We start from the raw sequence: 26096 nt of genomic DNA, 5'->3' as shown, positions 1-26096 counted from the left end.
ACTCGGGTTACCTGACCCGCCGTCTGGTCGACGTCAGCCAGGATTGCGTCATCGTCGAGGAGGATTGCGGTACCGAGAACGCGCTGGAAATGCGCGCGATTGTGCAGGGCGGCAGCGTCATCGCATCGCTGGGCGAGCGTATCCTGGGCCGGACTCTGGCCGAGGATATCTCCGACACCAAGACCGGTGAAGTCGTGATCGCCAAGGACACGCTGCTCGACGAAGCCAACATCACCACGATCGAGGCCCTGGGTCTGCAGGCAGCGCGCATCCGTTCGCCGCTGATCTGCGAAGCGACCATGGGTGTTTGCGGCAAGTGCTACGGCCGTGATTTGGCTCGCGGTACGCCGGTGAACATCGGAGAAGCTGTCGGCGTCATCGCTGCGCAGTCGATTGGTGAGCCGGGCACCCAGCTGACGATGCGGACCTTCCACATCGGCGGTGCGGCGCAGCTCAACGAAACCTCGAACCTCGAAGCGGTGGCCGATGGCACGCTGCAGTACCGGGATATCCCGACCATCGTGAACAAGCGCGGACAGCGCCTGTCGCTCGCCCGCAACGGCGAAATCGCGATCGTCGACAAGGAAGGCCGCGAACGTGCGGTCCACCGTATCCCGTACGGTACCGTGCTGCTGGTCGACGACAATGGCGTCGTCAATCTGGGCGACCGGATTGCCGAGTGGGATCCGTTCACCATGCCGGTGATCACCGAAAAGCAGGGTATCGTGAAGTATCAGGACCTGATCGACGGCAAGACGCTGATCGAGCAGACCGATGATGCCACCGGTATCGCGCAGCGCGTGGTCGTGGAATTCCGTGGATCGCTCAAGGCGAAGTCCAAGGAAGATCTGCGTCCCCGCCTGACCCTGCTCGACGATGATTCGGGCGAGGCTGCCCGCTACATGCTGGCAGTCGGTGCGATGCTGTCGGTCGAGGAAGGCCAGAAGGTTGAAGCAGGCGATGTTCTCGCCCGTGTCAGCCGCGAGGCCGCCAAGACCCGCGACATCACCGGCGGTCTGCCGCGCGTTGCCGAACTGTTCGAAGCGCGCAAGCCCAAGGACAATGCGATCATCGCAAAGGTCTCGGGCCGCATCGAATTCGTCCGTGACTACAAGGCCAAGCGCAAGATCGCGATCCACCCGGAAGAGGGTGAATCGGTCGAGTATCTGGTGCCCAAGTCCAAGGTCATCGACGTGCAAGAAGGCGATTATGTCAAGAAGGGCGACAACCTGATCTCGGGCTCGCCTGACCCGCATGACATCCTTGAAGTGCTCGGCGTGGAAGCGCTGGCCGAATATCTGGTCAGCGAAATCCAGGAGGTCTATCGTCTGCAGGGCGTGAAGATCAACGACAAGCACATCGAGGTGATCGTTCGTCAGATGCTGCAGAAGGTGGAAATCACCGACGGCGGCGACACCACCCTGCTGCCGGGCGAACAGCTCGATCGCGAGGAAATGGACGAGTACAACGCGCGTCTCGACGCGGGCAAGAAGTTCGCGGAAGGCAAGCCCGTGCTGCTCGGCATCACCAAGGCTTCGCTGCAGACGCGTTCGTTCATCTCAGCGGCGTCGTTCCAGGAAACCACCCGGGTGCTCACCCAGGCGGCGGTCGAAGGCAAGCGTGACTCGCTGATCGGCCTGAAGGAAAACGTCATCGTGGGTCGTCTGATCCCGGCAGGTACCGGTGCGGGCATGAACCGCATGCGCATCGCCGCCAACAGCCGTGATGCTGCGCTTCGCGCCCAGCAGCGCGCGCTGCAGCGGGCGATGGCAGCCGCGAACGAAGTCGAGGCGGCTCCCGCCCCGGCGCCGGTCGCAGCCGAGCCTGAAGTGGCGGATACCGACGCGGAATAAGGGCTGTCTCCCCGGCTGAGACCGGGGAGCAACCGCTTTTGCAAACACAAGAAACCCCGCCGGAAGCGATTCCGGCGGGGTTTCTTGTGTTCGGTCCGGCTGACTACGCCAGCTTGGTCGCGCTCTTAGGTCGAGCGCTGATCGTCAGCCTTCGGTCAGAGAATGCCGAAAACGAGCAGGGCGATGACCAGCAGTCCGGGGACGCCCAACAGCCACAAAATGATGCCTTTTCCCATGAGGATTCCTTCTTTGAAATGCGTCGGCGACCGGCGGGGGCGAAGGCCAGCCTGGCACGAACGCGGTTAAGCCTGTCTCGGCAAGGACAGCGCGTATGCCTGCGACTGAGGTGCTGCGGCGCGCTTGATCACTTTACCTTCGCGGCGGGGATTGGTTCCCTGATGATGGCGCAAAGCCGGTTGCGCAGGCCTGCTCAGAACGGATTGAGCGTATAGCCCTGCTGCTGGAGCAGCGCATGCGCGGTCATCGCCGACAGAGACATCTTGACCCCCGGCGCAAGATCGGCGCGGATGATGCCCTGCGCCGCCGCGCTCTGGCCGCACAGATGGATCTCTGCTCCGGCCTCGATCAGCGCGGCAATCGCCGCAAGATTGGCGTTGGCCGCGCCGTCATGCTTCTTGCCATAGGGCGCGGCAGTGGTGAGATCGAAGCTGGCCGGGCCATGGACGACCACCGCCACCCGCACCGCATCGCGCGGCACCCCGGCCTCGGCGTGCATGTTGATGAACCGCGCTGCGCTTTCGAGCGTGCGGTTGAGGCTGCCGGGCTTGGCGGCTTCTGCAACATCGAAGGCGACGCTGAACGTCGCGTTGGCGGGCAGCGGCTCATGGCCTTTGACCGTCGCGACCGGACCGAAGTCCGCGATCACCGTTCCGGCGTGAAAGCCCGCACGCATTGCGTCCTGCGCCTTTACCGGGGTTGCGCCCATGCTCAACGCCAAAGCCATTGCCGGCAATCCGATATGAGATGACGTTAGACGCGACATGCAATTCTCCTCCTGTTTGGGGGAGGGTATCAGTTTGCCGCGTCGGTTGCATCCTCCTGCAGAGCGGGGGAGGGATCGCCCTCGAGCAACTTCCGGGCGAAGTCGGCAAGACCAGTGTCGTGCGGATGGTTGAGCAAAGGCCCCAGGGTCTTGCGCGCCATCTCCTTGTCGCCCGCATGGATTTGGTAATGCGCGAGCGCTACCCGGAGTTCGGTATCATATGGCGCCAGCATCAGCGCCTTTTCCAGCCCCTGCACCGCGATTTCGGGCGGCTGCTTGTTCTCCGCGACGAAGGTCCGGTAAAAGAAGGTCAACGGGATCGGGTTGTCGTTCTCGACCTTGTTGGCGGCACCCACGGCGACGCGGACCTTGGGCCACAGGCTGCCGCTGCTGTCATCCTCGGCCTGCCGGAACAGCACGTACATCTTCTGGATCAGCGCATTGATCGCCTGCGGGTCACCGGCCAGTGCGCGGTCCGCCGCGGCCAGTGCGCCGGCGTCGTTCCCGGCGTCAAATTCGGCTTCGGCCAGCGCCGTCTGGACGAATGGATCATCGGGATAGTTCGCTGCAATCTTGCGCGCCATCTCGACTACCACCAAGGCTTGCTCCGGGTCGACGCCACGCTTCGATCGCATCATCACCGGCAACATCGCGGCCTCTGCCGTGGGTAACCGACGCACGCCGATCGCGGCGGTTTTGATGCGGTCGGCGCCCAGGTTGAAATAGCTCATGCTGCGCGACTTCATGTAGCGCTCGAGCTCCTTGTCGAGCGCAGCCAGATCGCCGAACGCACTCGCCGCTGCCGCATCCTCGCCCTCGCCGCTGTTCAGTCGGCCGAGATAGTCGTCGATCTGGCCGGGGCGTTTGCCCGACAGCATCAGGTAATGAAACAGCAGCCAGCTGCGGCCGTAAAATGCGTCATAGCGCCTGGACGTACTCTCGCGGTATTTGCGGGTACTCAGCATCATCTCGAGCGGCACGTCCTGCGCATAGAACAATTCGGCGGCGCGGTGGGTGGCGGGCAGGCCCAGGCCGACCGACCCGTCCTTCTCGAACTTGGCGGTGGAATAGAATTCGGCAAAGCCCTCGGTGAACCACAAGGGTGCCGATCCGGAAAACACGCTGTACATGAAGTGATGGGCATATTCGTGGAGCAGAAGCTGCTCGCCCTGGCTCACGCGATCGCTCTGGTTGGAGCCATCGACACGGGGAACAAAGGCCACCGATCCACCGGCGCGAGACTGATAGAAGCCCTGGATGTAGCGGTTGCTGGTGCCCAACAGCTTGCGCACCTGTGCCGCGTCGCGCACCACAAACACCGTCAGCCTGTTGGACGGCGACGTCGGCTCGTCGGGTATCTTGTAGAGCGCAAGCATCGCCGAGCGATAGCGCTCGAGCATGTCGGTGAAGGCATGCACCTGTTTTTCGCCCTGATCGGCATAGACCAGGAAATTGGCGCTCGAGGCTTCATGCCATTCGGCGAGCGCAGCGGTTGGCGCGGCCAGGGTTGCAGCCATCGCCACTGCAAGCCCGGACGCCAGCCAGCGCCGGATAATCCACCCCATCTTGCTCGCTCCCCCTGTATGCAGGAGAAGGCTATAGCCCGCGCATTCCGCCCGCAACCCCCTGAAATGGGGGTGCGGGCGGCGGTCCCTGAGCGGGGAGGGGACCTGAGGTTTATGCGATCAGCTTGGCAGCCGTCCTTGCAACCTTGGCACCCAGATAGCGTGCACCATCCAGATCGATCGGATGCGGCTGGCGCGATTCATCGCCGCCGGCAATCGTGCTGGCGCCATAGGGCGAACCGCCGATGATCTCGTCATTGTTGAGCTGCCCCTGGAAGCCGTAGTCCAGACCGACGATGGTCAGGCCATGGTGCAGCAGGTTGGTCAGGATCGAGAACTGGGTCGTCTCCTGCCCGCCATGCTGGCTGGCGGTGGAGGTGAACGATGCACCCACCTTGCCGACCAGCGCGCCCTTGGCCCACAGGCCACCGGTACGGTCCCAGAACGCCGCCATCTGGCTCGACAGGCGGCCGAAGCGGGTGCCGGTGCCGACGATGATCGCATCATAATCCGCCAGTTCGTTGGGGTCGGCGACTTCGGCCGGCTGGTCGAGCTTGAAGCCATTGGCTTTGGCGCTTTCTTCCGGAACCGTCTCAGCCACGCGCTTGACGGTGACATCGGCGCCTTCGCCGCGCGCACCTTCGGCAACGGCCTCGGCCATCGCTTCGACATGACCATAAGTGGAATAATAGAGCACAAGAACTTTTGCCATGGGACGTCTCCTTTGAGGGAAAATGAAAAGGGGTGTCCCGCCGCCAAGAGGGGGAAGCGGCGGGACGGGGGGACTTAGGGGTTCCGGGTTTCTGCGATCAGAAACTCGGCGTCTTCTATAGCCGAGACGGTGATCTCGGTCTCGCGGGTGATCGCGGCGGCATCGCGCGGGCCGATTGCGACCCCGTTCACCGTCACGTTGCCCGCCGACACGACTAGATACGCAGACATGCCGTCAGCGATCCGATGCGTGATGCTGTCATTTGCCGTCAGCGTCGCGCCCGACAGCCGGGCATCGGCGCGGATCATCAAGGCTCCCGCCGCGATGTCCTCGTCACGGCCACTGGCGAGCACCTCGAGCTTGCCCGAACGGTCGCCCTTGGGGAACTGCTTGGCGTCCCAGCGGGGCTGCCCGCCCGGGGCATCGGGGATGATCCAGATCTGGAACAGGCGGGTTTCCTCGCCTTCCAGGTTGAACTCGCTGTGCGCGACGCCGGTGCCCGCGCTCATCACCTGGACATCGCCCGCCTCGGTCCGGCCTTCGTTGCCCAGGCTATCGCGATGGGTGATTGCGCCGGTGCGGACATAGGTGATGATTTCCATGTCGCGGTGCGGATGGGTGGGAAAGCCGCTCTTGGGAGCGATCTCGTCGTCATTCCACACGCGCAGGGCTCCCCAGCCCATGCGGGCGGGATCATGATAGCCGCCGAACGAAAAATGGTGGCGGGCATTCAGCCAACCGTGGTTGGCATGGCCCAGCGAAGAAAAATCGCGCTTCTCGATCATGTCACTTGCTCCTTCGAGGCACCTCGTTCAACGCCGGCGCCTTGGCTTGAGCAAGAGATAGGGCAATGGTATCGTTTCCAAAATAGCCAGTTTGGAAAAGGATTGTTTCGGATATGCGCTTACCGGACTTCGAAGCCTGGGCGGTGTTCGCAGCCGTTGCCGACACCGGCAGCTTCACCGCAGCGGCCGATGCGCTCAGCCTGTCCAAGGCCAAGGTGTCCAAGGCGGTGTCGCGGCTCGAGGCGGAGCTGGGCACGGTGCTGTTCCACCGCACATCGCGGCGACTGTCGCTGTCGGCGGCGGGGCGCTCGCTCGTCGACCACGCGCGCCGGATCCGCCTGGATGGCGAGGCAGCGGTCGAAGCCGCACGGGACGAGGCATCTTTGCTTTCGGGAACGGTGCGGATCGCGGTGCCAATGAGCTTCGGCCTGCGCGCGGTCGCGCCGCTGGTGGCCAGGTTCATGGCGCTGCACCCCGGCATTGTCATCGACATGCATCTGTCCGACGCGCGGGTCGATCTGGTCAACGAGGGGTTCGACCTTGCGCTGCGCATCGCGGTGTTGCCAGATAGCAGCCTGCGCGCGATCCGGCTGCGCCGCGTGCAGATGTACCTGATCGCCTCTCCCGATTATTGCGCACGCCACGGGACGCCCCGGCATCCTGCCGAGCTGGAGGGGCACAGGGCGGTGCACTACGCCAATGCCGCCCAGCCGGGCGTCTGGATCATGACCGGCCCTGGCGATGACAGGGTGCAGGCGCGGGTCAACCCGGCGCTGGTGGTCAACAATGCCGATGCCGCGATGCCGGCGGTGCTGGACGGGCTGTGCATTGCAGCGTTGCCTGATTTCTTCTGCGACGACGGGGTGGCGCAGGGACGACTGGTGCGGCTGCTGCCCGACTGGCGGTTCGACGACACCACGCTCAGCATCGTCACGCCGCCATCGCCACACCGACCGGCGCGTGTGGAAGCGCTGATCGCCTTTCTGCGCAGCGAGCTACCGGCAGCATAAGTTGATCTCGACGCGATTTTGTTACCAATTGGAAACCATATCGGTTTAGCTAACAAAAATGCGACGGACCGTTGATGTCCGTACGGTCGGTCAAAAGCCGAGTCTTTTCCGCATATTGCGGCCCGATGGCCGGATTGCGCTCGAGCGACTGGCCAGGGTTTACCCAAAATTAACCTTTTGCCCCCAAATCTTTTATGGTTAATGTTTTCCACGTCGATCCGTTCTTGGGTCTAGATGACTGAACGGTGCCGATGGCACGGGCGAAAAGGGGCTGCACATGCGGGTGCTTTTGATCGAAGATGAACCGACCACGGCAAAGGCGATTGAGCTTATGCTCACCACCGAAGGTTTCAATGTCTACACCACCGACCTCGGCGAAGAGGGGCTGGATCTGGGCAAGCTGTATGATTACGACATCATCCTGCTCGACCTCAACCTGCCCGACATGCACGGCTATGACGTGCTGAAAAAGCTCCGCGTCGCCAAGGTGCAGACGCCTGTGCTGATCCTTTCGGGCATTTCGGAGATGGACAGCAAGGTCCGCTCGTTCGGCTTCGGTGCCGACGATTATGTCACCAAGCCATTCCATCGCGAAGAACTGGTCGCGCGCATCCACGCCGTGGTGCGCCGCTCCAAGGGTCATTCGCAAAGCGTCATTCGCACTGGCAAGCTGGCGGTCAACCTCGATGCCAAGACCGTCGAAGTCGACAGCGCCCGCGTTCACCTGACCGGCAAGGAATATGCGATGCTCGAGCTGCTGAGCTTGCGCAAGGGCACCACGCTGACCAAGGAAATGTTCCTCAACCACCTCTATGGCGGGATGGACGAGCCCGAACTCAAGATCATCGACGTGTTCATCTGCAAGCTGCGCAAGAAGCTGGCTTTGGCCTGTGGCGGTGAAAACTACATCGAAACCGTCTGGGGCCGCGGCTATGTGCTCCGCGATCCCGAAGCCGATGGCGAAGTCATCGCGGCCTGAGGCGCGTTCACATCGACATTTTAAAAAGGGCGGCGGGCAACCAGCCGCCCTTTTTGTATCCGCTATGCGCGGATGGACGCGCAGTCCCTTGTCATCAGCGTCCCGCGCGCTAACGCTCCGGTCTTATGGCGACCACGACCCCGCAGCATCCGTATCGCACCCACGCTCGCGTGCTCAGCGCGTCGCTGGTCGGCACTGCGGTGGAGTTCTACGATTTCTATATCTACGCCACTGCGGCCGCCCTCGTCTTCGGCCCGCTGTTCTTCCCGTCCGAAAGCGCCTCGGCGCAATTGCTGCTGAGCTATATGAGCTTTGGCCTGGCGTTCTTCGCGCGGCCGGTGGGCGCGGTGGTGTTCGGCCATTTCGGCGACCGTATCGGGCGCAAGTCGACGCTGGTTGCCTCGCTGATGCTGATGGGAGGTTCCACCCTGCTGATCGCGTTCCTGCCGACCTACCAGATGGTCGGCTGGGTGGCGCCGTTGCTGCTGTGTACCTTACGGTTCGGCCAGGGCTTCGGGCTGGGCGGCGAATGGGGTGGGGCGGCGCTGCTGGCGGTCGAGAACGCGCCACCGGGCTGGGCCGCGCGCTTCGGCATGGCACCGCAGCTGGGCGCGCCGGTGGGCTTCATCGCCGCCAACGGGCTGTTCCTGCTGCTCGGCCTGTCGCTGACCGACGAACAGTTCGTCGCCTGGGGCTGGCGCGTGCCGTTTCTGGCGAGCGGGATATTGGTTGGGCTGGGGCTTTGGGTACGACTCAAGATCAGCGAGACCCCCGATTTCGCCGAGGTGTTGGCGCGCGACAAGCCCGCGCCGGTGCCGGTGGCCGAGCTCTTCCGCAACCATCTGCGCGCGACCTTTGCCAGCACCTTCGCGGTCGTCGCATGCTTTGCGATCTTCTATCTCTCGACCGCGTTCGCGCTGGGCTATGCCACCACCGCTCTGGGGCACAACCGGGTCGATTTCCTGCTGGTGCAGCTGGGCGCGATCCTGTTCCTGGCGCTGGGCATCGTGCTGTCGGGCTATCGCTCCGATGCCACCAGCAGCGGGCGGGTGCTGATGATCGGCTGCGCGGCCACGATCGGCGTCGGGCTGCTGTTCGGGCCACTGCTGGGCTCGGGCTCGCTCTGCCTGGCATGGGTGGCGCTGTCGATCGCTTTGCTGGTGATGGGCTTCGTCTACGGCCCATTGGGCGCGTGGCTGCCGCAGCAGTTTCCCGCGCGCGTGCGCTATACTGGGGCCTCGGTCGCGTTCAATGGCGGCGGCATCATCGGCGGCGCGCTCGCCCCGATCGCAGCGCAGGCTTTGGCGGACAGGGGCGGCGCGGATGCGGTCGGGCTGTATCTCGCGGCGGCGGGCGTGCTCAGCTTTGCCGGGCTGTGGGCGCAGCGGGGAAGGGCCGCGGGTTAGCAGCCGGTCAGGGGTATTGCTGGCGGGCGTGCAGCACAGCCGTGATGACGATCGCGTCCTGCTCAATACTGTAGATCAGCAGATAATTGGGGTGCACGATCGCCTCCCGAGTACCAGCGACGCGACCTGGACGATGCATTTGGGGAAATTCCAGCAACTGCTTGGCACAACGATCAAACAGGTTCTTAAGCCGGTCAGCGGCATCGGGGTTCCGATCGGCAATGTAACCGATGATGTCGTCGTGGTCTGCTAGGGCTTCAACTGTCCAAATCAGCCGCACGCTGCCGGGCCTTTGCTATGATTTCCTCCGCCCGCGCCATCACCTCTTCATGCGGAACGCGAGGCGCGGTGGATTGCAGCGAACGTTCCACCTTCGCGCGGAACCACGCATCATACGCCGCCTCTTCCTCGGACGAGGCGAATTCGGATTCGATGGGCGAGTATTTGACCATAAACTCAGTCTATCACATCGCCCGCCAGCCGCAATAAGGTCAGCTTTGCCTTGCCGACCACGCGTTCGGCGTCGATCTCGAAGCCTGATACCTCGAGCTTTTCCGACTTGGCCGTCTCGACGCTGATCCAGGTCGCAGGCGCGAACCAGCCCAGCCGGGCCAGCTTGTCGAGCGCCACCGCGCCTGCACCCGTCGCATAAGGCGGGTCGATCAGCACCACGTCGAACGGCTTGAGCGCCGGTCCCAATGTCAGCGCGGAGCTAGGGCGGATTTCGGCGCGGTGGTCGGCGTCAAGCGCGCGGATGTTGGCGCGCAGCACGTCGATCGCGGCGCGGTCCTGCTCGACGAACACGCATTTGGCAGCCCCACGCGACAGCGCCTCGATCCCCAGCGCGCCCGATCCTGCAAACAGGTCGAGCACCGACAGTTCCTCGAACGACCCCAACCGGCTGGTGAGCATCGAAAACAGGGTTTCACGGGTACGGTCTGCGGTGGGGCGGGTGGTGTCGCCTGCCGGGGTCTTGAGCTTGCGGCCCCGCCATTCGCCCGCGATGATACGCAGCATCCTATCCCTCCACCTTGACGGGAGAGGGGGAGAAGTCTTTCATCATTTCAACGTGTTCCTGAAGGTGATCAGATCATGCCGGCGCACCTCTTCGAGCGCGCCGGGCTCGAGCCCTTCAAGCAGGAAAGGGCCATAGCGGGTGCGGATCAGGCGCGAGACCTTGAGGCCGAGATGCTCGAGCACGCGGCGGACTTCGCGGTTCTTGCCCTCGGTCAGCGTCATCTCGATCCAGCCGTTGCGCCCGGTGCGGCGTTCCAGATTGGCGTCGATTTTGCCATAGCGGATGCCTTCGATGGTGATGCCGTGGATCAGGTCCTCGAGCTGGCTCTGGCTGACTTCGCCGAAAGCGCGCGCGCGATAGGTGCGTTCGACCCCGGTGGCGGGCAGCTCCATCTGGCGCTTCAATTCGCCATCGTTGGTCATCAGCAGCAGCCCCTCGGTGTTGAGGTCGAGCCGTCCGACGGGCATCATGCGGGGCGCTTCCGGTGCGACGCGGGCGAGGTGATCGTAGATCGTTTCGCGCCCGGTAAAATCGCGCGCTGCGGTGAGCAGCCCGGCGGGCTTGTGGAAACGCCACAGTTTCGCGGGTGCGGGTTCCTTGACCGCTTTGCCGTCCACCGTGATCCCGTGCAGGCTGGTGAGTACCGTGGCAGGCGTGGTGATCGCGACGCCATCGCGCGCCACCCGGCCACCCTCGATCATCCGCTCGATCTCGCGCCGGCTGGCGATCCCGGCGCGCGCCAGCAGCTTGGCGATGCGCTGGCCCTCGCCCAGCGCGGACGTCGTCTTGCGCGCGGCGGGTTCGGGTGGGGTCTCGCTTTGTTGAAGCGGATCGAATTTCGGTTTCCGGGGGGGCATGGCCGCTGCTATAACGAGGAAGGCGCCGCGCGGGAACGCAAGAATTGCCTGCTGCGTATTTCCGTTTGACGCTGATGCCCCTGCCCGAAAGTCTTCATATGCTTTTTTCGCGGTTCACCCGGTCGATCAAGACCATTCTGATCGTCGAGGACGAGCCGCTGGTGGCATTCGACAACGAACTGCGGGTGGTCGATGCGGGATACCGGGTGGTGGCCACGGTCGATACCGAAGGCGAGGCGATCGCGCTGCTCGAGCGCGAATCGATCGATCTCGTTCTCGCCGATGTCAACCTGTCGGGGGGTGGCAGCGGGATCGAGGTCGCTCGGGTGGCCAGCGGGCTCAACATCCCGGTGCTGTTCGCCACCGGCACGTGTCCTGGTGGTGCCCAGCAGTACGCGATCGGCTGCCTGAACAAGCCCTACAGCGCGGCCGAACTGGTCGGCGCGATCGAGGCGGTGGATCGGATGATCGGGGGCAAGACACCCAAGACGATGCCTGGCCCCCTCAGCCTGTTTACCGTTTAGAAAACGCTCGGCCCTGGTTGCCGAAGCTGGTCGGATCGGCATCACCCGGTCCGTCGTTTTCGTCCGAGTCCAGTTCGCCCAGCGGGCTTTCCTCATCGTCATCATTGCGCTCGCCATCGAACGCGCTGCGATCGATGTTTCCGGACTGCACCATCTGGTTCATGTGATCGACCAGATCCTGCTCGTCCTGCGGAACGACCGACAGGCCAGGGGAGCCGCCCTTTTCGCTGTCCTCGCTGGGATCGTCGCCGCGGTGGAGTGCATCCTCGGCGACGTCATGCGCCTTGGGGTTGCCGCGTTGCGACTGGTTGATGGTGCCGAAGCCTTCGGTTTCGGGGGTGTCTGCCATAATCTGCGTCCTCGGATGTGCGACAGGATTGCCTGCCGCACATACGCGAAAGCCGGACGGACGTTGCGAACCCCATGATGCTTCCAGCGCTGTCAGACGCTGGCAGGGGCGAGCCTCGGGCTGAGGAAGTGCACAACTGCGAGCGCGAGCAGATAGGCGCTGGCGCAGATCGCGAACAGGATCTCGTAGCTGCCGGTGCTGTCGAGGATATAGCCGGTGAACAGCGCCATCCCCATGCCGCCAAGCGCGCCGACGGTGCCGCCGATCCCGATCACCGATCCCACCGCGCCGCGCGGGAACATGTCCGAGGGCAAGGTATAAAGATTGGCAGAGAACGCCTGGTGCGCCGCAGTGGCGAGCCCGATGATCAGCACCGCGCCCCAGAGGCTGTCGATGCTTTGCGCAAACCAGATCGGCGTGACCGCCACCGCGCACAGCAGCATCGTGATCTTGCGCGCGAAATTGGGGGTACGTCCTGCCTTGATCAGCCGCGACGACATCCAGCCGCCAAAGACCGAACCGCCATCGGAGATCAGGTAGATCGCCGCGAGCGGCAGCCCGAAGGTCCTGAGATCCATGTCATAGCGTTCGAACAGATAGCCCGGCAGCCAGAACAGGAAGAACCACCAGATCGGATCGATCAGGAACTTGCCCAAGGCATAGGCCCAGGTTTCGCGCTTGGATAGCAACCGGCTCCAGCCGATCTGCTCGACCGGGTCGGCCGGGTCCTGCTGGATCCAGGCGAGCTCTCCGGCCGAAACGCGCTTGTGCTCGGACGGGTGGCGATAGATCGCCCACCAGGCGATCAGCCAGACGAGACCGAAAATGCCGGTGATGTAGAACGCCTCGCGCCATCCGAACCACAGAACGAGCAGGGGGACGAGCAACGGGGTGATGATCGCGCCGACATTGGCGCCGGCGTTGAACAGTCCGATGGCAAAGGCGCGCTCGCGCTGCGGAAACCAGTCGGTGACCGCGCGGATGCCGGCGGGGAAGTTGCCGCTTTCGCCGATGCCCAGGCCGAAGCGCGCTATCGCAAAGCTGGTCACGCCGGTGGCAAGGCCATGCGCCATATGGCCGATGGTCCAGATGACGATCGCCACCGAATAGCCCAGCCGCGCGCCGACGACATCGACGATGCGACCAAAGCCGACATAGCCGATGGCATAGGCGACCTGAAACCAGAACACGATGTTGGCAAAGTCGCTTTCGGTCCAGCCGAACTCCGCGACCAAAGTGGGCTTGAGTACCCCGATCATTTGCCGATCGATGTAGTTGATGGCCGTTGCCGCGAACAGCAGGCCCACGATCACCCAGCGATAGCGACCGGCATTGGCGGCTGCGGCAACCACAGGCGGCGTGCCGGCGTCGGCGCCGTGGTTCGCAGAGGCATCTGTCGTGGGGGCATCAACCATCTTCACTCTCCCTGTGGGGTGCGGCCAGGCTTTTGCCGGTCCGCCAACGCGTCTTTTAGCGGGGTGTGGCCGCGACCACCCGGCAGCGAACGTCGCCGCAGCCCTCGAATATGGCGGTAAACGCCTGTCCGATACGGATCTCGTGGACCCCGGTAATCGCTCCGGTCGAAACCCACAGGCCCTCTGAGACATCGACACCGCGTTCGATCAGATGGTTCAGCAGGAAGCGGACCGCGCCATAGGGCCCGTCGAGCATGTTGGCTGCGGTCGCCGTGCCGACGACCGCGTCGTCGATCTCGCTGCGTACGCGAATCGCACACAGGTCCAGGTCGCGCCAGCCATCGAGGGCGGGCCCTTGCACAAGGCCGGCGTTGTTGCCGAAATCCGAAACGGTCACCAGCGGACCATCGGTATTGATGCCGGGATAAGGCGAGCTGGCGATTTCGATGCCCAGCCGGACATCGTCAAGCAGCAGCCTGGTCCCCGCGTCGTCGGTGGGCACCGCGCCTGAAAACCCTGGCGCGACATGCAGCAGCATCTCGGCCTCGCCCGCGGCAAACCCGCCTTCGAACACCGGCATGTCAGGAACCGTGCCATCGGCAGCGTCAATGACCGAATCGGCGAAGATCGGGCCCGACAGCCGGTTTATGCCCAACTGTCCGTCGAGCGGCGGATTGATCCGGCCAACCTTCCAGCCGACGACCGTGCGCCCATCGATCACGATCGCGCGATCCTGGATGGTATAGGCCGTTTGCAGCGCCTCGGGCTTGACCCCGGGATAGCTGTGCAAAGCCCGCGCTTCTCGGCGCGCACTGACAAACGCCATGGCAACATCATCGGCCTGCGTGTTCACCGTCAACTCGTTCCCCATCCCGATCTTTAGTCCTTCTCTTGTCCGGCTGCGTAAAGGAAACCGGTGTCATTCGCAAGTGGCGGTGTCTTCAGGCACCGGATTGTCACAGCGTCACGCCCCGCTTCCAGATCGCGATGGCGCGCTGTCCGGCGCGTTCCGCCGTGGTTTTGCTGCCGCTTGCAATGGCTATCAGCTCATCCAGAAAGGCGGCGTCGGCGACCCGTGGCCCCGCCCTCAGCACCAGCGAGGCATCGAAATCGATCCAGTGCGGTTTCGACGCGGCGAGGGTGTGATTCGATGCGATCTTGACCGTGGGCACCGGGAACCCCAGCGGCGTGCCGCGCCCGGTGGTGAACAGGACCAAGGTGGCGCCGGCGGCTGCCAGAGCGGTCGAGGATACCGCATCGTTGCCGGGGGATTCGAGCAGCGCAAGGCCAGGCGTCGTCGCCTGCTCGCCATAATCGAGCACCGAAGTCAGCATCGCTGTCCCGGCCTTCTGCACCGCGCCTGCGGATTTTTCCTCCAGCGTGGTGATCCCGCCTGCGATGTTGCCGGGCGATGGGTTCTCGGATACGGGCAGACCCTGGTCGAGATAATAGGCCTTGAACCGGTTTATCAGCGCGGCTGCTGCCTCAAAGGTTTCAGCATCCCTGGCACGATCCAGCAACGCCTGCTCGGCGCCGAAAATCTCGGGGATCTCGGTGAGGATCGGCGTGCCGCCACACGCGGCCAGAGTCTCGCTGAACCGGCCGAGCAGCGGATTGGCGGTCAGGCCGGAAAAGCCATCCGATCCGCCGCATTTCAGGCCCACGACGAGCGCGGACATGGGGAGGGGCTCGCGCTGCTGCATCGATGCGTTGGCGACCAGTTCGTCGACCAGCACCGCTGCAGCCGCCATTTCATCGCCGACACCCTGCGACGACAAGGTCCGCACCTTGGCGCGCGAGGCCTGCGGGATTGCGGCGAGCAGATCGCCGAGCTGGTTCGATTCGCAGCCCAGCCCGATCAGCAGCACGCCTGCGGCATTGGGGTTGGCCGCCAGCCCGGCCAACAGCGCGCGCGTGCCCGCCAGATCGTCGCCGAGCTGCGAGCAGCCATGCGGATGGGCAAAGGCGAAGATGCCGTCGATCCGGTCCTCGGCGATCGCCCCTGCATGGCGCGCTTCGGCAGCGCGGGCGATCTGCTCGGCGGTCAGCCCGACACAGCCGACGGTCGGCAAGATCCAGATTTCGTTGCGGGTGGCGGCACGGCCATCGGCGCGGCGATAACCCTGCCAGACCGGGGCGGGGGAGCCGTCGGTGCGCACGGGCTCAACGCTTTCAACCCGCGCATAGTCGAGTTCGCCGGCCAGCGCGGTGACCAGATTATGGCTGTGGACATGCTCGCCTGCCGCAATGTCACAGATCGCCCGGCCGATCGGCAGGCCGTATTTGACGACCCTGTCCCCGATGATATGATCCCGGATGGCCAGTTTGTGGCCCTGCGCCACATCCTGCAGCACGATGACCGACCGGCCCGCGACGACCACGCTCTCGCCAGCGACCAGCGGGCGCAGTGCCACCGCCACGCCATCTGCGGCATGCACCTGCATCGCATCGGGCGTGATGACGTCATCAACGGACAGCGCAACTCTCCTGTTTCGGGCTCAGGCTCCATGAATAGCGTTATGGTAACCGGTGTCAATCAGCACGGCATTGCCATGATGTCGTTGCTGGGGCTAGGAGAAACCGGGCACTGACACCGGTGTAGCTGGCCATGGAACGGAAACGCGCGTGATAAAGGCAAGGGACGGCAAGCCGACCATCAACGATGTCGCGCGCATTGCCGGGGTTTCCAAGAAGACGGTAAGCCGGGTGATCAACCGCTCGCCGCTGCTTAACGAAGCCACCCGCGAGAAGGTCGAGGCGGTGATCGCCGAGCTGGGCTATGTCCCCAATCCGCAGGCGCGCGCGCTGGCGCTGCGGCGCAACTTCCTGATCGGCCTGATCCACGACAACCCCAATGCGCAGATGGTGCTGGGGGTGCAGGAAGGGATATTGTCGGCGATCCGTGATACCGAATTCGCGCTGGTCGTCCGGCCGGTCAACCGCCGCTCGCCCACGATGCTGGAGGATGTGCGCACCTTCCTGGAACAGCAACGCCTGTTCGGGGTGATGCTGCTGCCACCGATCTCGGAGAACGATGCGCTCGCCGAACTGTGCGAGCAACTGGGCGTGACCTATGTTCGGATGGGTTCGGTCCGGCTCGACGATGACGCGCACATGGTCGCCTCGAACGACCGCGAGGCGGTGGCCAAGGCGGTCGCCTATCTGGTCGGGCGCGGGCACAGCCGGATCGGCTTCGTCGCGGGGCCCGAGGGTTTCCGCTCCGCCGCCGAACGCGCGCTGGGCTATCGCGATGCTCTCGCAACCGCTGGCGTGGCGCTTGACCCGGCGATCATGGCCGAGGGCAACTACACATTCGAAACCGGAATCGCTGCGGGCGAAAAGTTGCTCGCCGCCGCGCCGCGCCCCACCGCAATCTTCGCCAGCAACGACGAGATGGCCGCAGGCGTACTCCACGCAGCGCGCCGCCAAGGGCTGTCGGTGCCCGAGGATCTGTCGATCATCGGCTTTGATGATACCGCGATCGCCGCGCACATCTGGCCGCCGCTGACCACCGTCCGCTGGCCGATCCAGGCGATGGCCAAGGCGGCCGCGATCAAGCTGATCGACCCCGCCGAGGCGCGCAAGCACCCTTCGCATTTCCTGTCCGACCTGATCGAGCGTGCGTCGGTCGCATAAGCCGCGCGCTTGCCCGCTGCTCCCCAATATGGGGTTGCACGTTAGTATGACACCGGTTACCGTCACTTCAGCAACGGGCCCGAGGCCCCGGCGCGCACCCGCGCCATAAACGAGAGGACATTTATGAAGATCGCCCTGATCACCGAGAACAGCCAGGCTGCCAAGAACACCGTCATCCACGAAGCGCTGACCGAAGTCGCCGAGCCTTTGGGCCACCAGGTGTTCAACTACGGAATGTATTCTGCCGAGGACAAGGCCTCGCTGACCTACGTGATGAACGGCCTGCTCACCGGCATCCTGCTTAACTCGGGCGCCGCCGATTTCGTCGTCACCGGGTGCGGCACCGGGATGGGGTCGATGCTCGCCTGCAACGCGATGCCCGGCGTGTTCTGCGGCCTCGTGATCGACCCGACCGACGCCTTCCTGTTCGGCCAGATCAACGACGGCAACGCGATCTCGATGCCCTATGCCAAAGGCTTCGGCTGGGCCGCCGAGCTCAACCTGCGCGATGTCTATGGCAAGCTGTTCGACGGCGAACGCGGGCTTGGCTATCCCAAGGAGCGCGCCGAGATCATGCGCACCAACCGCGGCATTCTCAAGGACCTCAAGGCGGTTACCTGCCGCGACATGCTGACCGTGCTCAAGACCGTCGATCAGGATCTGCTCAAGGCGGCGATTGCAGGCGAGCGTTTTGCCGAGTACTTCTACGCCAACGCAACCGATCAGGATATCGTCGGCTATCTGCGCGAGGTCGCAGGCTGAAGCCTTCAGGGGAAATGAGAATGACAACCAGCCCCTTCGATCTTGCGGGCAAGACCGCGCTCGTCACCGGCGCCAACACAGGCATCGGCCAGGCGATCGCGGTCGCGCTGGCGCAGGCTGGCGTCGATGTCGCGGTGGCGGGCCGCTCGGAGCCGACCGAAACGCTCGCCGCGATTGAGGCGACCGGACGCAAGGCGGTGAACATCACCGCCGACTTCGGCTCGATCGCGCCGGTGGGCCGCGTGGTCGACGAGGCGCTGGCGGGGCTGGGCAGCATCGATATCCTGGTCAACAATGCCGGCATCATCCGCCGCGCCGATCTGCTCGAGTTCGGCGAGGAAGACTGGGATGCGGTGATCGACACCAATCTGAAAACGCTGTTCTTCCTCAGCCAGGCCGCAGCGCGCCACATGGCCGAACGCGGATCGGGCAAGATCATCAACATCGCCTCGCTGCTGACCTTTCAGGGCGGGGTGCGGGTGCCGAGCTATGCCGCGGCCAAGTCGGGTGTCGGCGGGGTCACCAAGGCGATGGCCAACGAGCTCGCCCCCAAGGGCGTTCAGGTCAACGCGATCGCGCCGGGCTATATCAGCACCAACAACACCGCAGCTTTGCAGGCCGACGAGACCCGCAACCGCCAGATCATGGAGCGCATCCCCGCAGGGCGCTGGGGACGGCCGCAGGATATCGCAGGCGCAGCTTTGTTCCTGGCATCGCCCGCATCGGATTACGTGACCGGCCATATCCTGGCGGTCGATGGCGGATGGCTGGCGCGATGAGCATGACCGGACCGATCGTCTGCTTTGGCGAGATGCTGCTGCGGCTCTCGCCGCCGGGTGCCAGGCTTATGGTCCAGACGCAATCGCTCGAAATGGCGGTCGGCGGGGCGGAGGCCAATGTCGCCGCTGGTCTCGCCTCGCTTGGCCACACGACGCGGATGGTGACTTTGCTGCCCGACAGCCCGCTGGGCGACAAGGCGCGCGCCGAGCTTGGCGCGGCGGGGATCGACACCCGCTTCATCGCGCGCGGTGCCGGACGGATGGGGCTGTATTTCCTCGAGCCCGGCGCGGGGCTGCGCCCCTCTTCGATCACCTATGACCGCGCCGGATCGGCGTTTGCACTGTGCGAACCGGACGCATTCGATTTTGCCGGCGCGCTCGACGGCGCGGCTTTGCTGCATCTGTCGGGGATCACCCCGGCGCTGGGACCCGGCGGGGTCGCGCTGACCCGCGCCGCCGTTGCTGCAGCGCAGGCAGCAAACGTGCCGATCTGCCTCGACGGCAATTACCGCGCATTGCTGTGGGATGCGTGGGACAGCGACCCGCGCGCCATCCTCACCGATCTGGTGGGAGCGGCAACCGTGCTGATCGGCAACCACCGCGATATCTCGCTGCTGCTGGGCAAGACCTTCTCGGGCGATGGCGCCGAGCGGCGGCGCGAGGCGGTGGATGCGGCGTTCGCGGCCTTCCCCAAGCTCGAGCTGATGGCCTCGACCGCGCGCCATGTGGTGAGCAGCGATCATCACCGGATCGCGGCACGCGTTGATACCCGCCAGGGCAAGCACCAGACCGCCGAGATCGACGTCACCGGAATCGTCGACCGGATCGGGACCGGCGATGCGTTTGCCGCAGGCGTGTTGCACCAGTATCTGCAAGGCGGCAGCGAGCAGGCGATGGCCGAAACCGGGCTGGCGCTCGCCGCGCTCAAGCATTCGCTGCCGGGCGACATGTGCCTGATCGGCGCGGCCGAACTGGCGGCGTTCTCGGCATCAGGCGGCGATGTCCGGCGTTGATCTGACCCGGCGCACATTGCTGGGCGGCGGCGCGGCGCTGATCGCGACCCCTGCGCTGGCGCAGGTCCGCGACCCCAAAGTGGGGCGCTTCACCGGATTGCGCGAAGACGGCGTGCAAGCGTTCAAGGGCATCCGCTATGGCCGTGCGCAGCGCTTTGCCCGCGCGGTGGCCGAACCGATCGACCGCGATATCAAGACGCAGGCCTTCGCGCCGATCGCGCCGCAGCGGGGCAACCCGGACCTGCCGCAGTCCGAGGATTGCCTGTTCCTCAATGTTTGGACGCCCGAGGCCAACCCTGCTGCGAAGCGCGCGGTGATGGTCTATTTCCATGGCGGTGCCTATTCCAACGGTACCGTCACCGATCCGCTGACCCATGGGCACAGGCTGGCAGCAAGCGGCGATGTGGTGGTCGTTACGGTCAACCACCGGCTCAACGCGTTCGGCTATGCCTGGCTCAAGCCGCTGGGCGAGCGCTTTGCCGACAGCGGCAATCTGGGCCAGCTCGACCTGATCCTCGCGCTGCAATGGGTGCGCGACAATATCGCGCGCTTCGGCGGCGATCCGGCGCGGGTGATGGTGTTCGGCCAGTCGGGCGGCGGAGCGAAGATCGCAACGCTGATGGCGATGCCCGAAGCCGATGGCCTGTTCCACAGCGCGGCAACGATGAGCGGACAGCAGGTGACCGCAAGCGGGCCGGGCAATGCCTGGAAGCGGACACAGGCGCTGATTGCGGCGCTGGGGCTGCAACCGGGCGATACCGATGGCCTGCTGACCGTCCCGTCCGAGCGCATCGTCGAGGCGCTGACCGCGACCGATCCGGTGATGGGCGGCGCGGTCTATTTCGGCCCGGTGCTCGACATGGCCAACTTGCCGCGACACCCGTTCTGGCCCGATGCCGCGCCGCAGTCGCTGCATGTCCCGATGATCCTGGGCAACACGCGCGAAGAGACGCGCGCGTTCATCGATCCCAAAGGCGCGAAGCTCAACGCTCTGGGCTGGGACAACCTTGCCGCGCGGATCGCCCCCGAGATCAAGATCGACCTCGATGTCGACTGGGTCGTTGCGCAGTACCGCGCGCGCTATCCCGACTGGAGCCCCGAGCGGATTTTCTATTCCGCGACCACCGCAGGCCGATCGTGGCCCGGGCAGGTGATCGAGGCGGACGAACGCGCCAAGGCGGGTGCGGCGGCGACCTGGGTCTACCAGCTCGACCGCGCGTCGCCGATTGATCCCTTGCGCGGCGCGGCGCACACCGACGACATTCCTTACGTCTTCGGCACGCTCGATGCGCCGGGCAGCATGAGCGGGACAGACGCCGGTGCACGCGCGACACGCGATGCGATGATGCAGGCGTTTGTCGGGCTGGCCAAGACCGGAACGCCGGGGCTGGCGCAGTGGTTGCCTTATACGCTGCCCGATCGCGCGACTTTGGTGGTGGGCGATAGCACGGCGATGGTCGTCAACAACCCGCGCCGCTGGGAGCGCGAATTGTGGGCTAGGGCTCCTTACGTTCAGCCGGGGAGCTGACCGGCGCCTGCTTGGGTTCGGCAACCGGATAAGCGATGATCAGCGCCAGCGGCTTGTCCCCCTTCTGCCAGATCCCGACCACCGCGCCATCGTAGAGATACGCGGTCATCCCGGGTTTCAGCGTCGCGCGTTGGCCGTCCGAGACGACCTCGCCCTCGCCATCGAGCACATAATAGACCTCGTCATGCGCGATTGGGTGCTCGCCGATCGCCGACCCGATATCGAGCGTGCGGCGGCGGAACTCCATCCGGCGCGGCTGCGGCGCATGGTCGCTGATCCGCCACGCCGTGCTCATGCCGATCGCGCCGTGCGGCGGCGGTTCGCGGCGCACGGTATCGGCCTCGTCGATCACCGCCATCGGCGGCGCGGCGAGCAGCAGCAGCGCGAGCAGGCCGCTCATCGCCGGGGTTGCCGCATCTCGCGGTCACGCGCGGACAGCGATTCCTGGGCGGCGGCCTTCTGGCCCGGATAAAGACCCGATTTCGGGGTCATCGTGTCGAGGTTCCAATCGGCCTCGACGAAGCGCGCGGACGTTGGCGCAAGTTTGGGATAGCCGCCGAGCTCGCTCTCGTCGTCGATGATATCGCCGCGGCCTTCGGCGACGAAGAACAGCACGCGGATGTCATCGGGTGCGCGATCCCAGGGCCGCGCGCCTGCGGTTTGCAGCAAGGACGTTTCGACCTCGCCCGAGGGCAGGATGCGGTATTGCGACACATCGGCCAGCGGTGCCTTGGCGGTGATCAGCTTCGCCTTCGTCTCGCCATAGCGTCCGAACTCGGGCAGCGGACTGCCGTGCCGATCGACCGCGCGGTTGTCCTTGCCGTAATAGGCGAGGTCCCCGTCGCCGCCCAGCATCAGGAACGGCAGACCCTCATTGGTATCGTTGCCGCCGCGCATGACATTGCCGACCGCAGTGATCTCGCCGGTGACGTATTCCTGGCCCAGCCACTCGAGATTCATCAGGTTGTAGTGCACCGCGCGGTGCTGAGGGTTATAGATCAGGTTGTTGATCATCGCGATCTGCGCCCCGCCCTTGACCAAAGGCGAGCGCTCGACATGGTGCGCCCAGACGTTGCGGTAGAAGGTGATGTGGGTGGCGTTGTCGTGGATCAGCGACCCCTTGGAGTGCTCGCCCTTGGGGTGGCTGGAAACCGCAAGGCCTTCTGCTGCAAGATTGTCGCGAAAGACGATATGGTGGCTGGTCCCGGCGCGCCACTCTTCGACGGTGCTGCCCGTAAAGCGCGGGCCCGAAGCGGACATGTTCTCGTCCACCGCCCACAGAAAGCTGCAATGCTCGACCACGACGTTGCGCGCGGCGACGGTGGAAAAGGCGTCCGCTTCCCAGCCTGACAGCCGCGCCTGGCCGTCTGCACCGGTCATCACCCGCAAGTGCGAAACCACGACATCATGCGTCTTCACGTCGATACCGCCCTTGATCAGGGTGATCCCCGGCGACGGCGCGGTCTGCCCGGCGATGGTGACAAAGGGTTCGGTGACATTGAGCGAGCTGCGCTCCAGATCGATTATGCCGCCGACCTCGAACACGATGATGCGCGGACCTTTGGCGGCGAGCGCTGCGGCAAACGATCCCGGACCCGATTTGGCCAGCGTGGTCACCTTGATGATTCGTCCGCCAGCGCCGCCTCGGCTGGGGTCTGCTGGGTGCGGCTCGGCGGTGGCCACAGTTGGGACCAAGGCCAGGCTGGTTAGGACAAAAGCGCCAACGCAAAGGGTTTTTCCAAGGCTTGCAAGCATGTTTTTCTCTCCCGTTGCATGGTTATTGACAGACGCCCGACTTGAGGGCAATACATAATGACACCGGTTACCGTGACGGGGCATCGCCTTGGCTACTGGGAGCCGCGAAGACAGCATAGGCCCGGCAGGCGATCTGTACGGGTGCAGGAGCAGGGGTGTCGACAAGGTCTGGGCGTGTTCGCGTCTTCTCCTTTGACACCGGTAGCAATAGGCCCGAAAAGGGCAATTGGGAGGGGATAGAACATGGGCAGTCAGATTTCGCCGCGGGGTTCGCGCGTTTCGTTCTTGAAGATGGCATTGCTCGCGGGGTGCGCGCTTGGCGCCGCCGGAACCGCCCAGGCGCAAGAGGCCAGCGCGCAGCAGCAGGTCGCCGAAGACGAGCCCGTCTCGGTCGATGAAATCGTCGTCACCGGCTTTCGCCAGTCGCTCGAAGCCGCGATCAACCTCAAGCGCACCACGGTCGGCTCGGTCGATGCGATCGTCGCCGAAGACATCGCCAAATTCCCCGACCAGAACCTGGCGGAATCGCTGCAGCGCATTCCCGGCATCTCGATCTCGCGCGATGCGGGCGAGGGCCGGTCGATCACCGTGCGCGGTCTGTCCAGCCAGTTCACCCGCGTCCGCCTCAACGGGCTCGAAACCGTCGCCACCTCCACCGACGGCGCTTCGGCCAACCGCGACCGCGCCTTCGACTTCAACGTGTTCGCTTCCGAACTGTTCAGCTCGATCGTCGTCCACAAGACCGCCGAAGCCAGCCTCGACGAAGGTTCGCTGGGCGCGGTGGTCGATCTCAACACCGGCAACCCGCTCGCCGCCAAGGCTGGCCTCACCGGGGTCGCCTCGCTGGTTGCCAGCTACAATGACCTTTCGGACTATGTCGGGCCGCGGCTCGCCGGGCTGCTGAGCTGGCGCAACGATGCCGGCACCTTCGGCGTCTCGGTCTCGGCAGCGTATCAGAAGACCCAGGTGCTCGAGCTGGGCAACAACACCGTGCGCTGGTCGCAGGCCCGGTTCGATTCGGTCAACGGCGCGCCCTGCTTTACCGCCAGCGCGACCAACCTGGCAGCGCGCCCCAACACCGGCGGCGTGTATACCAACGGCCGCAGCGCCGCGTGCGACCAGGCCGCGCTTGCCTTCCACCCGCGCATTCCGCGCTATGGCGAGGTCAAGCACGACCGCGAGCGTCTCGGGATCACCGGGTCGATCCAGTTCGCGCCCTCGGATGCCACCAAATTCTCGATCGACGGGCTGTATTCCAACTTCAACAGCGACCGGCGCGAACGCTGGGGCGAAGTGCTGCTGCGCTCCAACGAGCGGTCGATCGACGTCATCAATCCGGTGTACGACGCCAACAACAACATGATCTCGGCGACGCTCAACGATGCCTGGGTGCGCACCGAGCATTATCTGCGCGAGAGCACGACCGAATTCTATCAGGTCGGCGGCGCCTGGGATCAGGATGTCTCTGACACTTTCCGCTTCACCCTGCTGGGTGGCCTGTCCAAGTCCAAGGCCGATATCCCCGTCGAAACCACGATCGTGTTCGATGACCGCGACGCGCAGGGCTATAGCTACGACTATACCGACATGAAGCGGCCGCAGCTAACCTTCGGCACCAGCGTGACCGATCCGTCGGTGTTCCAGCTCGCCGAAATCCGCGACCGTCCCTCGATCATCGAGAACCGGTTCAAGACCGCGCAGCTGCGCACCGAATGGGACGTGGCCGAGGGCTTCACGATCAAGGCGGGCGCCATGTGGCGGCGGTTCAATTTCGACACCCAGGCGTTCACCCGCGATACCGCGGTGTGCGGCAATGGCGGTGTCGACCGCGTGCTCGGCACGTTGACCTGTTCGCCCACCAGCCTGTTCGGCCCGACTGCGGTCTATGGATTCCCGGTCACCGACGCGTTGTCCGAAATGTTCAACCTGGGCAGGGCAGGGCAGCCGGAGGGCAACACCAATGCCTGGCTGGTCCCTGATCTGGACGCCGCAGCGGCGTTCACCAACCTCTACGACCGTCCGCTGGCGCTTGATGCCGGCAACAACCGCGGCGTGCAGGAAACCACCAAGGGCGGCTATCTGCAGTTCGATGCCAAGGGTGAACTGCTCGGCCTCGAATACGCGCTCAATGCCGGCATCCGATATGTGAAGACTGACCAGTCGTCCTACGGCCTCGTCAGCGGCGTCGAGGCGGTGGTCGAGCGCAGCTATGACGACTGGTTGCCGTCGGCCAACATCGCTTTGTATCCCGCGCAGAACCTGATCGTGCGTCTGGCCGCGGCAGAAGTGATCACCCGCCCGACTCTGGGCTCGCTGACCCCGGGCGGTTCGGCGGACGGCTTCAACTTCCGCGTCAACAGCGGCAACCCGTTCCTCGATCCGTTTCGCGCGACCAATTACGATGCCGCGATCGAGTGGTATTTCGCTCCGCAGGCGCTGCTGTCGATCGCAGGCTTCATCAAGAACGTGGACAGCTTCACTCAGTCGGCAGCTGTCACCGAGGCGACCTTCGCCCAGACCGGGCTGCCGGTCTCGGTGCTCAATCCGTCATCGCCCGCCGCGCTCAATCCGGCGCTGCTGACCCAGCCGATCTGGACCTTGACCACCACCGTCAACGGCACCGGGGCCAAGCTCAAGGGCATCGAACTGGCCGCGCAGATTCCGTTCACGATATTCACCGACGGCTTTTTCGGCAATTTCGGGATCCTGGCCAACGCGACCTTCATCGACAGCAATGCCGATTTCACCGTGCAGGGCCCGGCAATCGCGCCGGGTGGAGCGCTGGTCAACGTGGTGCGCTCCGCGGCGCTTGCCAATGTCTCCAAGCGCGCCTTCAACGGCACCTTCTATTATGACGACGGCACCTTCTCGGCCCGCGTCATGGGTACCTATCGCAGCCGCTTCCACGAAGGCGCCAGCGGAACCGGCAACGTGCTGGAAGGCTTTGGATCGCAGTTCAACCTCGATGCCTCGTTCCGCTACAAGCTGACCGAATGGGCCGAGCTGTCGCTGGAAGGCAACAACCTGACCGACACCTATCGCTATCGCTTCACCGACTTCGATGCCGACCGCAATTACGAGAACAACCATTTCGGCCGCACCTTCTTCGTGGGTGCGCGCTTCAAATATTGATGACACTTCCGGGCG

The 26096-nt window shown here is 64.6% G+C and carries 25 protein-coding genes and 1 pseudogene; 12 read left to right on the top strand and 14 right to left on the bottom strand.

Annotated elements, in window-relative coordinates; all coding sequences use genetic code 11:
• Together QUV11_RS07100 and QUV11_RS07095 are read left to right on the top strand one after the other, a co-directional pair.
• A pseudogene (locus tag QUV11_RS07100) lies at nucleotides 1-1853 on the top strand (DNA-directed RNA polymerase subunit beta'); the annotation flags it as partial.
• A gap of 38 nt (nucleotides 1854-1891) precedes the next feature.
• The gene (locus QUV11_RS07095) at nucleotides 1892-2305 is read left to right on the top strand and encodes a hypothetical protein (RefSeq protein ID WP_300881275.1); all 414 of its coding nucleotides are present in this window, start codon (nucleotides 1892-1894) and stop codon (nucleotides 2303-2305) included.
• On the opposite strand, the gene QUV11_RS07090 is transcribed toward QUV11_RS07095, so the two are convergent.
• The 4 genes from QUV11_RS07090 to QUV11_RS07075 all read right to left on the bottom strand — a co-directional run bounded on the left by QUV11_RS07090 (nucleotide 2284) and on the right by QUV11_RS07075 (nucleotide 5918).
• Complete coding sequence (locus QUV11_RS07090) at nucleotides 2284-2817, bottom strand: DsrE family protein (RefSeq protein WP_300881274.1); 534 nt, start codon at nucleotides 2815-2817, stop codon at nucleotides 2284-2286. The genes QUV11_RS07095 and QUV11_RS07090 overlap by 22 nt on opposite strands.
• Nucleotides 2818-2885: 68 nt before the next feature.
• Entirely contained in the window at nucleotides 2886-4421 is a 1536-nt protein-coding gene (locus QUV11_RS07085) for a hypothetical protein (RefSeq protein WP_300881273.1), read from the bottom strand.
• Nucleotides 4422-4533: 112 nt separating this feature from the next.
• Nucleotides 4534-5133 (bottom strand): NAD(P)H:quinone oxidoreductase, encoded by a 600-nt coding sequence (gene wrbA, locus QUV11_RS07080; RefSeq protein ID WP_300881272.1) that lies wholly within the window; start codon nucleotides 5131-5133, stop codon nucleotides 4534-4536.
• 74 nt (nucleotides 5134-5207) lie between these two features.
• Nucleotides 5208-5918, bottom strand: coding sequence for a pirin family protein (locus QUV11_RS07075; protein WP_300881271.1), 711 nt, complete (start codon nucleotides 5916-5918; stop codon nucleotides 5208-5210).
• Between the two features lie 113 nt (nucleotides 5919-6031).
• Between QUV11_RS07075 and QUV11_RS07070 the strand changes: the two genes are divergently transcribed.
• The 3 genes from QUV11_RS07070 to QUV11_RS07060 all read left to right on the top strand — a co-directional run bounded on the left by QUV11_RS07070 (nucleotide 6032) and on the right by QUV11_RS07060 (nucleotide 9313).
• Nucleotides 6032-6928 carry a LysR family transcriptional regulator gene (locus QUV11_RS07070; protein ID WP_300881270.1) on the top strand — a complete coding sequence of 299 codons (897 nt, stop codon included), beginning with the start codon at nucleotides 6032-6034 and terminating at the stop codon, nucleotides 6926-6928.
• Between the two features lie 277 nt (nucleotides 6929-7205).
• Nucleotides 7206-7907 (top strand): response regulator transcription factor CtrA, encoded by a 702-nt coding sequence (gene ctrA, locus QUV11_RS07065; protein ID WP_017672249.1) that lies wholly within the window; start codon nucleotides 7206-7208, stop codon nucleotides 7905-7907.
• A 125-nt stretch (nucleotides 7908-8032) separates the two neighbouring features.
• Nucleotides 8033-9313, top strand: a complete 1281-nt coding sequence (locus QUV11_RS07060) for an MFS transporter (protein WP_300881269.1) — start codon at nucleotides 8033-8035, stop codon at nucleotides 9311-9313.
• Between the two features lie 7 nt (nucleotides 9314-9320).
• Here QUV11_RS07060 and QUV11_RS07055 read toward each other — a convergent pair whose 3' ends face one another.
• From QUV11_RS07055 to QUV11_RS07040, 4 genes are read right to left on the bottom strand one after another with little or no spacing between them, the layout of a single operon-like run.
• Complete coding sequence (locus QUV11_RS07055; protein ID WP_300881268.1) at nucleotides 9321-9593, bottom strand: type II toxin-antitoxin system RelE/ParE family toxin; 273 nt, start codon at nucleotides 9591-9593, stop codon at nucleotides 9321-9323.
• A complete protein-coding gene (locus QUV11_RS07050) occupies nucleotides 9571-9765 on the bottom strand; it encodes a stability determinant (RefSeq protein WP_300881267.1) in 195 nt (64 codons plus the stop codon). The genes QUV11_RS07055 and QUV11_RS07050 overlap by 23 nt, the downstream gene beginning before the upstream one ends.
• Before the next feature lie 4 nt (nucleotides 9766-9769).
• Nucleotides 9770-10327, bottom strand: a complete 558-nt coding sequence (rsmD, locus tag QUV11_RS07045; protein WP_300881277.1) for a 16S rRNA (guanine(966)-N(2))-methyltransferase RsmD — start codon at nucleotides 10325-10327, stop codon at nucleotides 9770-9772.
• Nucleotides 10328-10372: 45 nt separating this feature from the next.
• Nucleotides 10373-11188, bottom strand: a complete 816-nt coding sequence (locus QUV11_RS07040; protein WP_300881265.1) for a pseudouridine synthase — start codon at nucleotides 11186-11188, stop codon at nucleotides 10373-10375.
• 98 nt (nucleotides 11189-11286) lie between these two features.
• Here QUV11_RS07040 and QUV11_RS07035 point away from each other — a divergent pair, with 98 nt between their 5' ends.
• On the top strand, nucleotides 11287-11712 hold the full coding sequence (locus tag QUV11_RS07035; RefSeq protein ID WP_300881264.1) for a response regulator: 426 nt from the start codon (nucleotides 11287-11289) through the stop codon (nucleotides 11710-11712).
• Here QUV11_RS07035 and QUV11_RS07030 read toward each other — a convergent pair.
• From QUV11_RS07030 to QUV11_RS07015, 4 genes are all read right to left on the bottom strand, one after another.
• The gene (locus QUV11_RS07030; protein WP_300881263.1) at nucleotides 11702-12061 is read right to left on the bottom strand and encodes a hypothetical protein; all 360 of its coding nucleotides are present in this window, start codon (nucleotides 12059-12061) and stop codon (nucleotides 11702-11704) included. The genes QUV11_RS07035 and QUV11_RS07030 overlap by 11 nt on opposite strands.
• A 92-nt stretch (nucleotides 12062-12153) precedes the next feature.
• Nucleotides 12154-13476 (bottom strand): MFS transporter, encoded by a 1323-nt coding sequence (locus QUV11_RS07025; RefSeq protein ID WP_300881262.1) that lies wholly within the window; start codon nucleotides 13474-13476, stop codon nucleotides 12154-12156.
• 55 nt (nucleotides 13477-13531) lie between these two features.
• Nucleotides 13532-14347: a 2-keto-4-pentenoate hydratase gene (locus tag QUV11_RS07020; protein ID WP_300881261.1), complete on the bottom strand. Its 816-nt coding sequence runs from the start codon at nucleotides 14345-14347 to the stop codon at nucleotides 13532-13534.
• Nucleotides 14348-14432: 85 nt separating this feature from the next.
• Nucleotides 14433-15920 carry a UxaA family hydrolase gene (locus tag QUV11_RS07015; protein WP_300881260.1) on the bottom strand — a complete coding sequence of 496 codons (1488 nt, stop codon included), beginning with the start codon at nucleotides 15918-15920 and terminating at the stop codon, nucleotides 14433-14435.
• Nucleotides 15921-16101: 181 nt separating this feature from the next.
• Between QUV11_RS07015 and QUV11_RS07010 the strand changes: the two genes are divergently transcribed.
• The 5 genes from QUV11_RS07010 (at nucleotide 16102) to QUV11_RS06990 (ending at nucleotide 21194) form a co-directional block, all read left to right on the top strand.
• Nucleotides 16102-17112 (top strand): LacI family DNA-binding transcriptional regulator, encoded by a 1011-nt coding sequence (locus tag QUV11_RS07010; protein WP_300881258.1) that lies wholly within the window; start codon nucleotides 16102-16104, stop codon nucleotides 17110-17112.
• Nucleotides 17113-17235: 123 nt separating this feature from the next.
• Nucleotides 17236-17874: an RpiB/LacA/LacB family sugar-phosphate isomerase gene (locus QUV11_RS07005; RefSeq protein ID WP_300881257.1), complete on the top strand. Its 639-nt coding sequence runs from the start codon at nucleotides 17236-17238 to the stop codon at nucleotides 17872-17874.
• Between the two features lie 20 nt (nucleotides 17875-17894).
• Nucleotides 17895-18653, top strand: coding sequence for a 2-dehydro-3-deoxy-D-gluconate 5-dehydrogenase KduD (gene kduD, locus QUV11_RS07000; RefSeq protein ID WP_300881256.1), 759 nt, complete (start codon nucleotides 17895-17897; stop codon nucleotides 18651-18653).
• A 2-nt stretch (nucleotides 18654-18655) separates the two neighbouring features.
• A complete protein-coding gene (locus tag QUV11_RS06995) occupies nucleotides 18656-19666 on the top strand; it encodes a sugar kinase (protein WP_300881255.1) in 1011 nt (336 codons plus the stop codon).
• The gene (locus tag QUV11_RS06990) at nucleotides 19653-21194 is read left to right on the top strand and encodes a carboxylesterase family protein (protein WP_300881254.1); all 1542 of its coding nucleotides are present in this window, start codon (nucleotides 19653-19655) and stop codon (nucleotides 21192-21194) included. Before QUV11_RS06995 ends, QUV11_RS06990 begins: the two co-directional genes overlap by 14 nt.
• On the opposite strand, the gene QUV11_RS06985 is transcribed toward QUV11_RS06990, so the two are convergent.
• Both QUV11_RS06985 and QUV11_RS06980 read right to left on the bottom strand, forming a co-directional pair.
• A complete protein-coding gene (locus QUV11_RS06985; protein WP_300881253.1) occupies nucleotides 21163-21594 on the bottom strand; it encodes a cupin domain-containing protein in 432 nt (143 codons plus the stop codon). The genes QUV11_RS06990 and QUV11_RS06985 overlap by 32 nt on opposite strands.
• Nucleotides 21591-22949: a pectate lyase gene (locus QUV11_RS06980; RefSeq protein ID WP_300881252.1), complete on the bottom strand. Its 1359-nt coding sequence runs from the start codon at nucleotides 22947-22949 to the stop codon at nucleotides 21591-21593. Before QUV11_RS06980 ends, QUV11_RS06985 begins: the two co-directional genes overlap by 4 nt.
• Before the next feature lie 243 nt (nucleotides 22950-23192).
• Between QUV11_RS06980 and QUV11_RS06975 the strand changes: the two genes are divergently transcribed.
• Entirely contained in the window at nucleotides 23193-26081 is a 2889-nt protein-coding gene (locus QUV11_RS06975; RefSeq protein WP_300881251.1) for a TonB-dependent receptor, read from the top strand.
• Nucleotides 26082-26096 lie beyond the last annotated feature (15 nt).

The sequence above is a fragment of the Blastomonas sp. genome (genome assembly GCF_030373265.1).
Taxonomy (GTDB): Bacteria; Pseudomonadota; Alphaproteobacteria; order Sphingomonadales; family Sphingomonadaceae; genus Blastomonas.
Note: the sequence above shows the minus strand (reverse complement) of the source record. Positions and strands in the feature narration are given on the sequence as shown.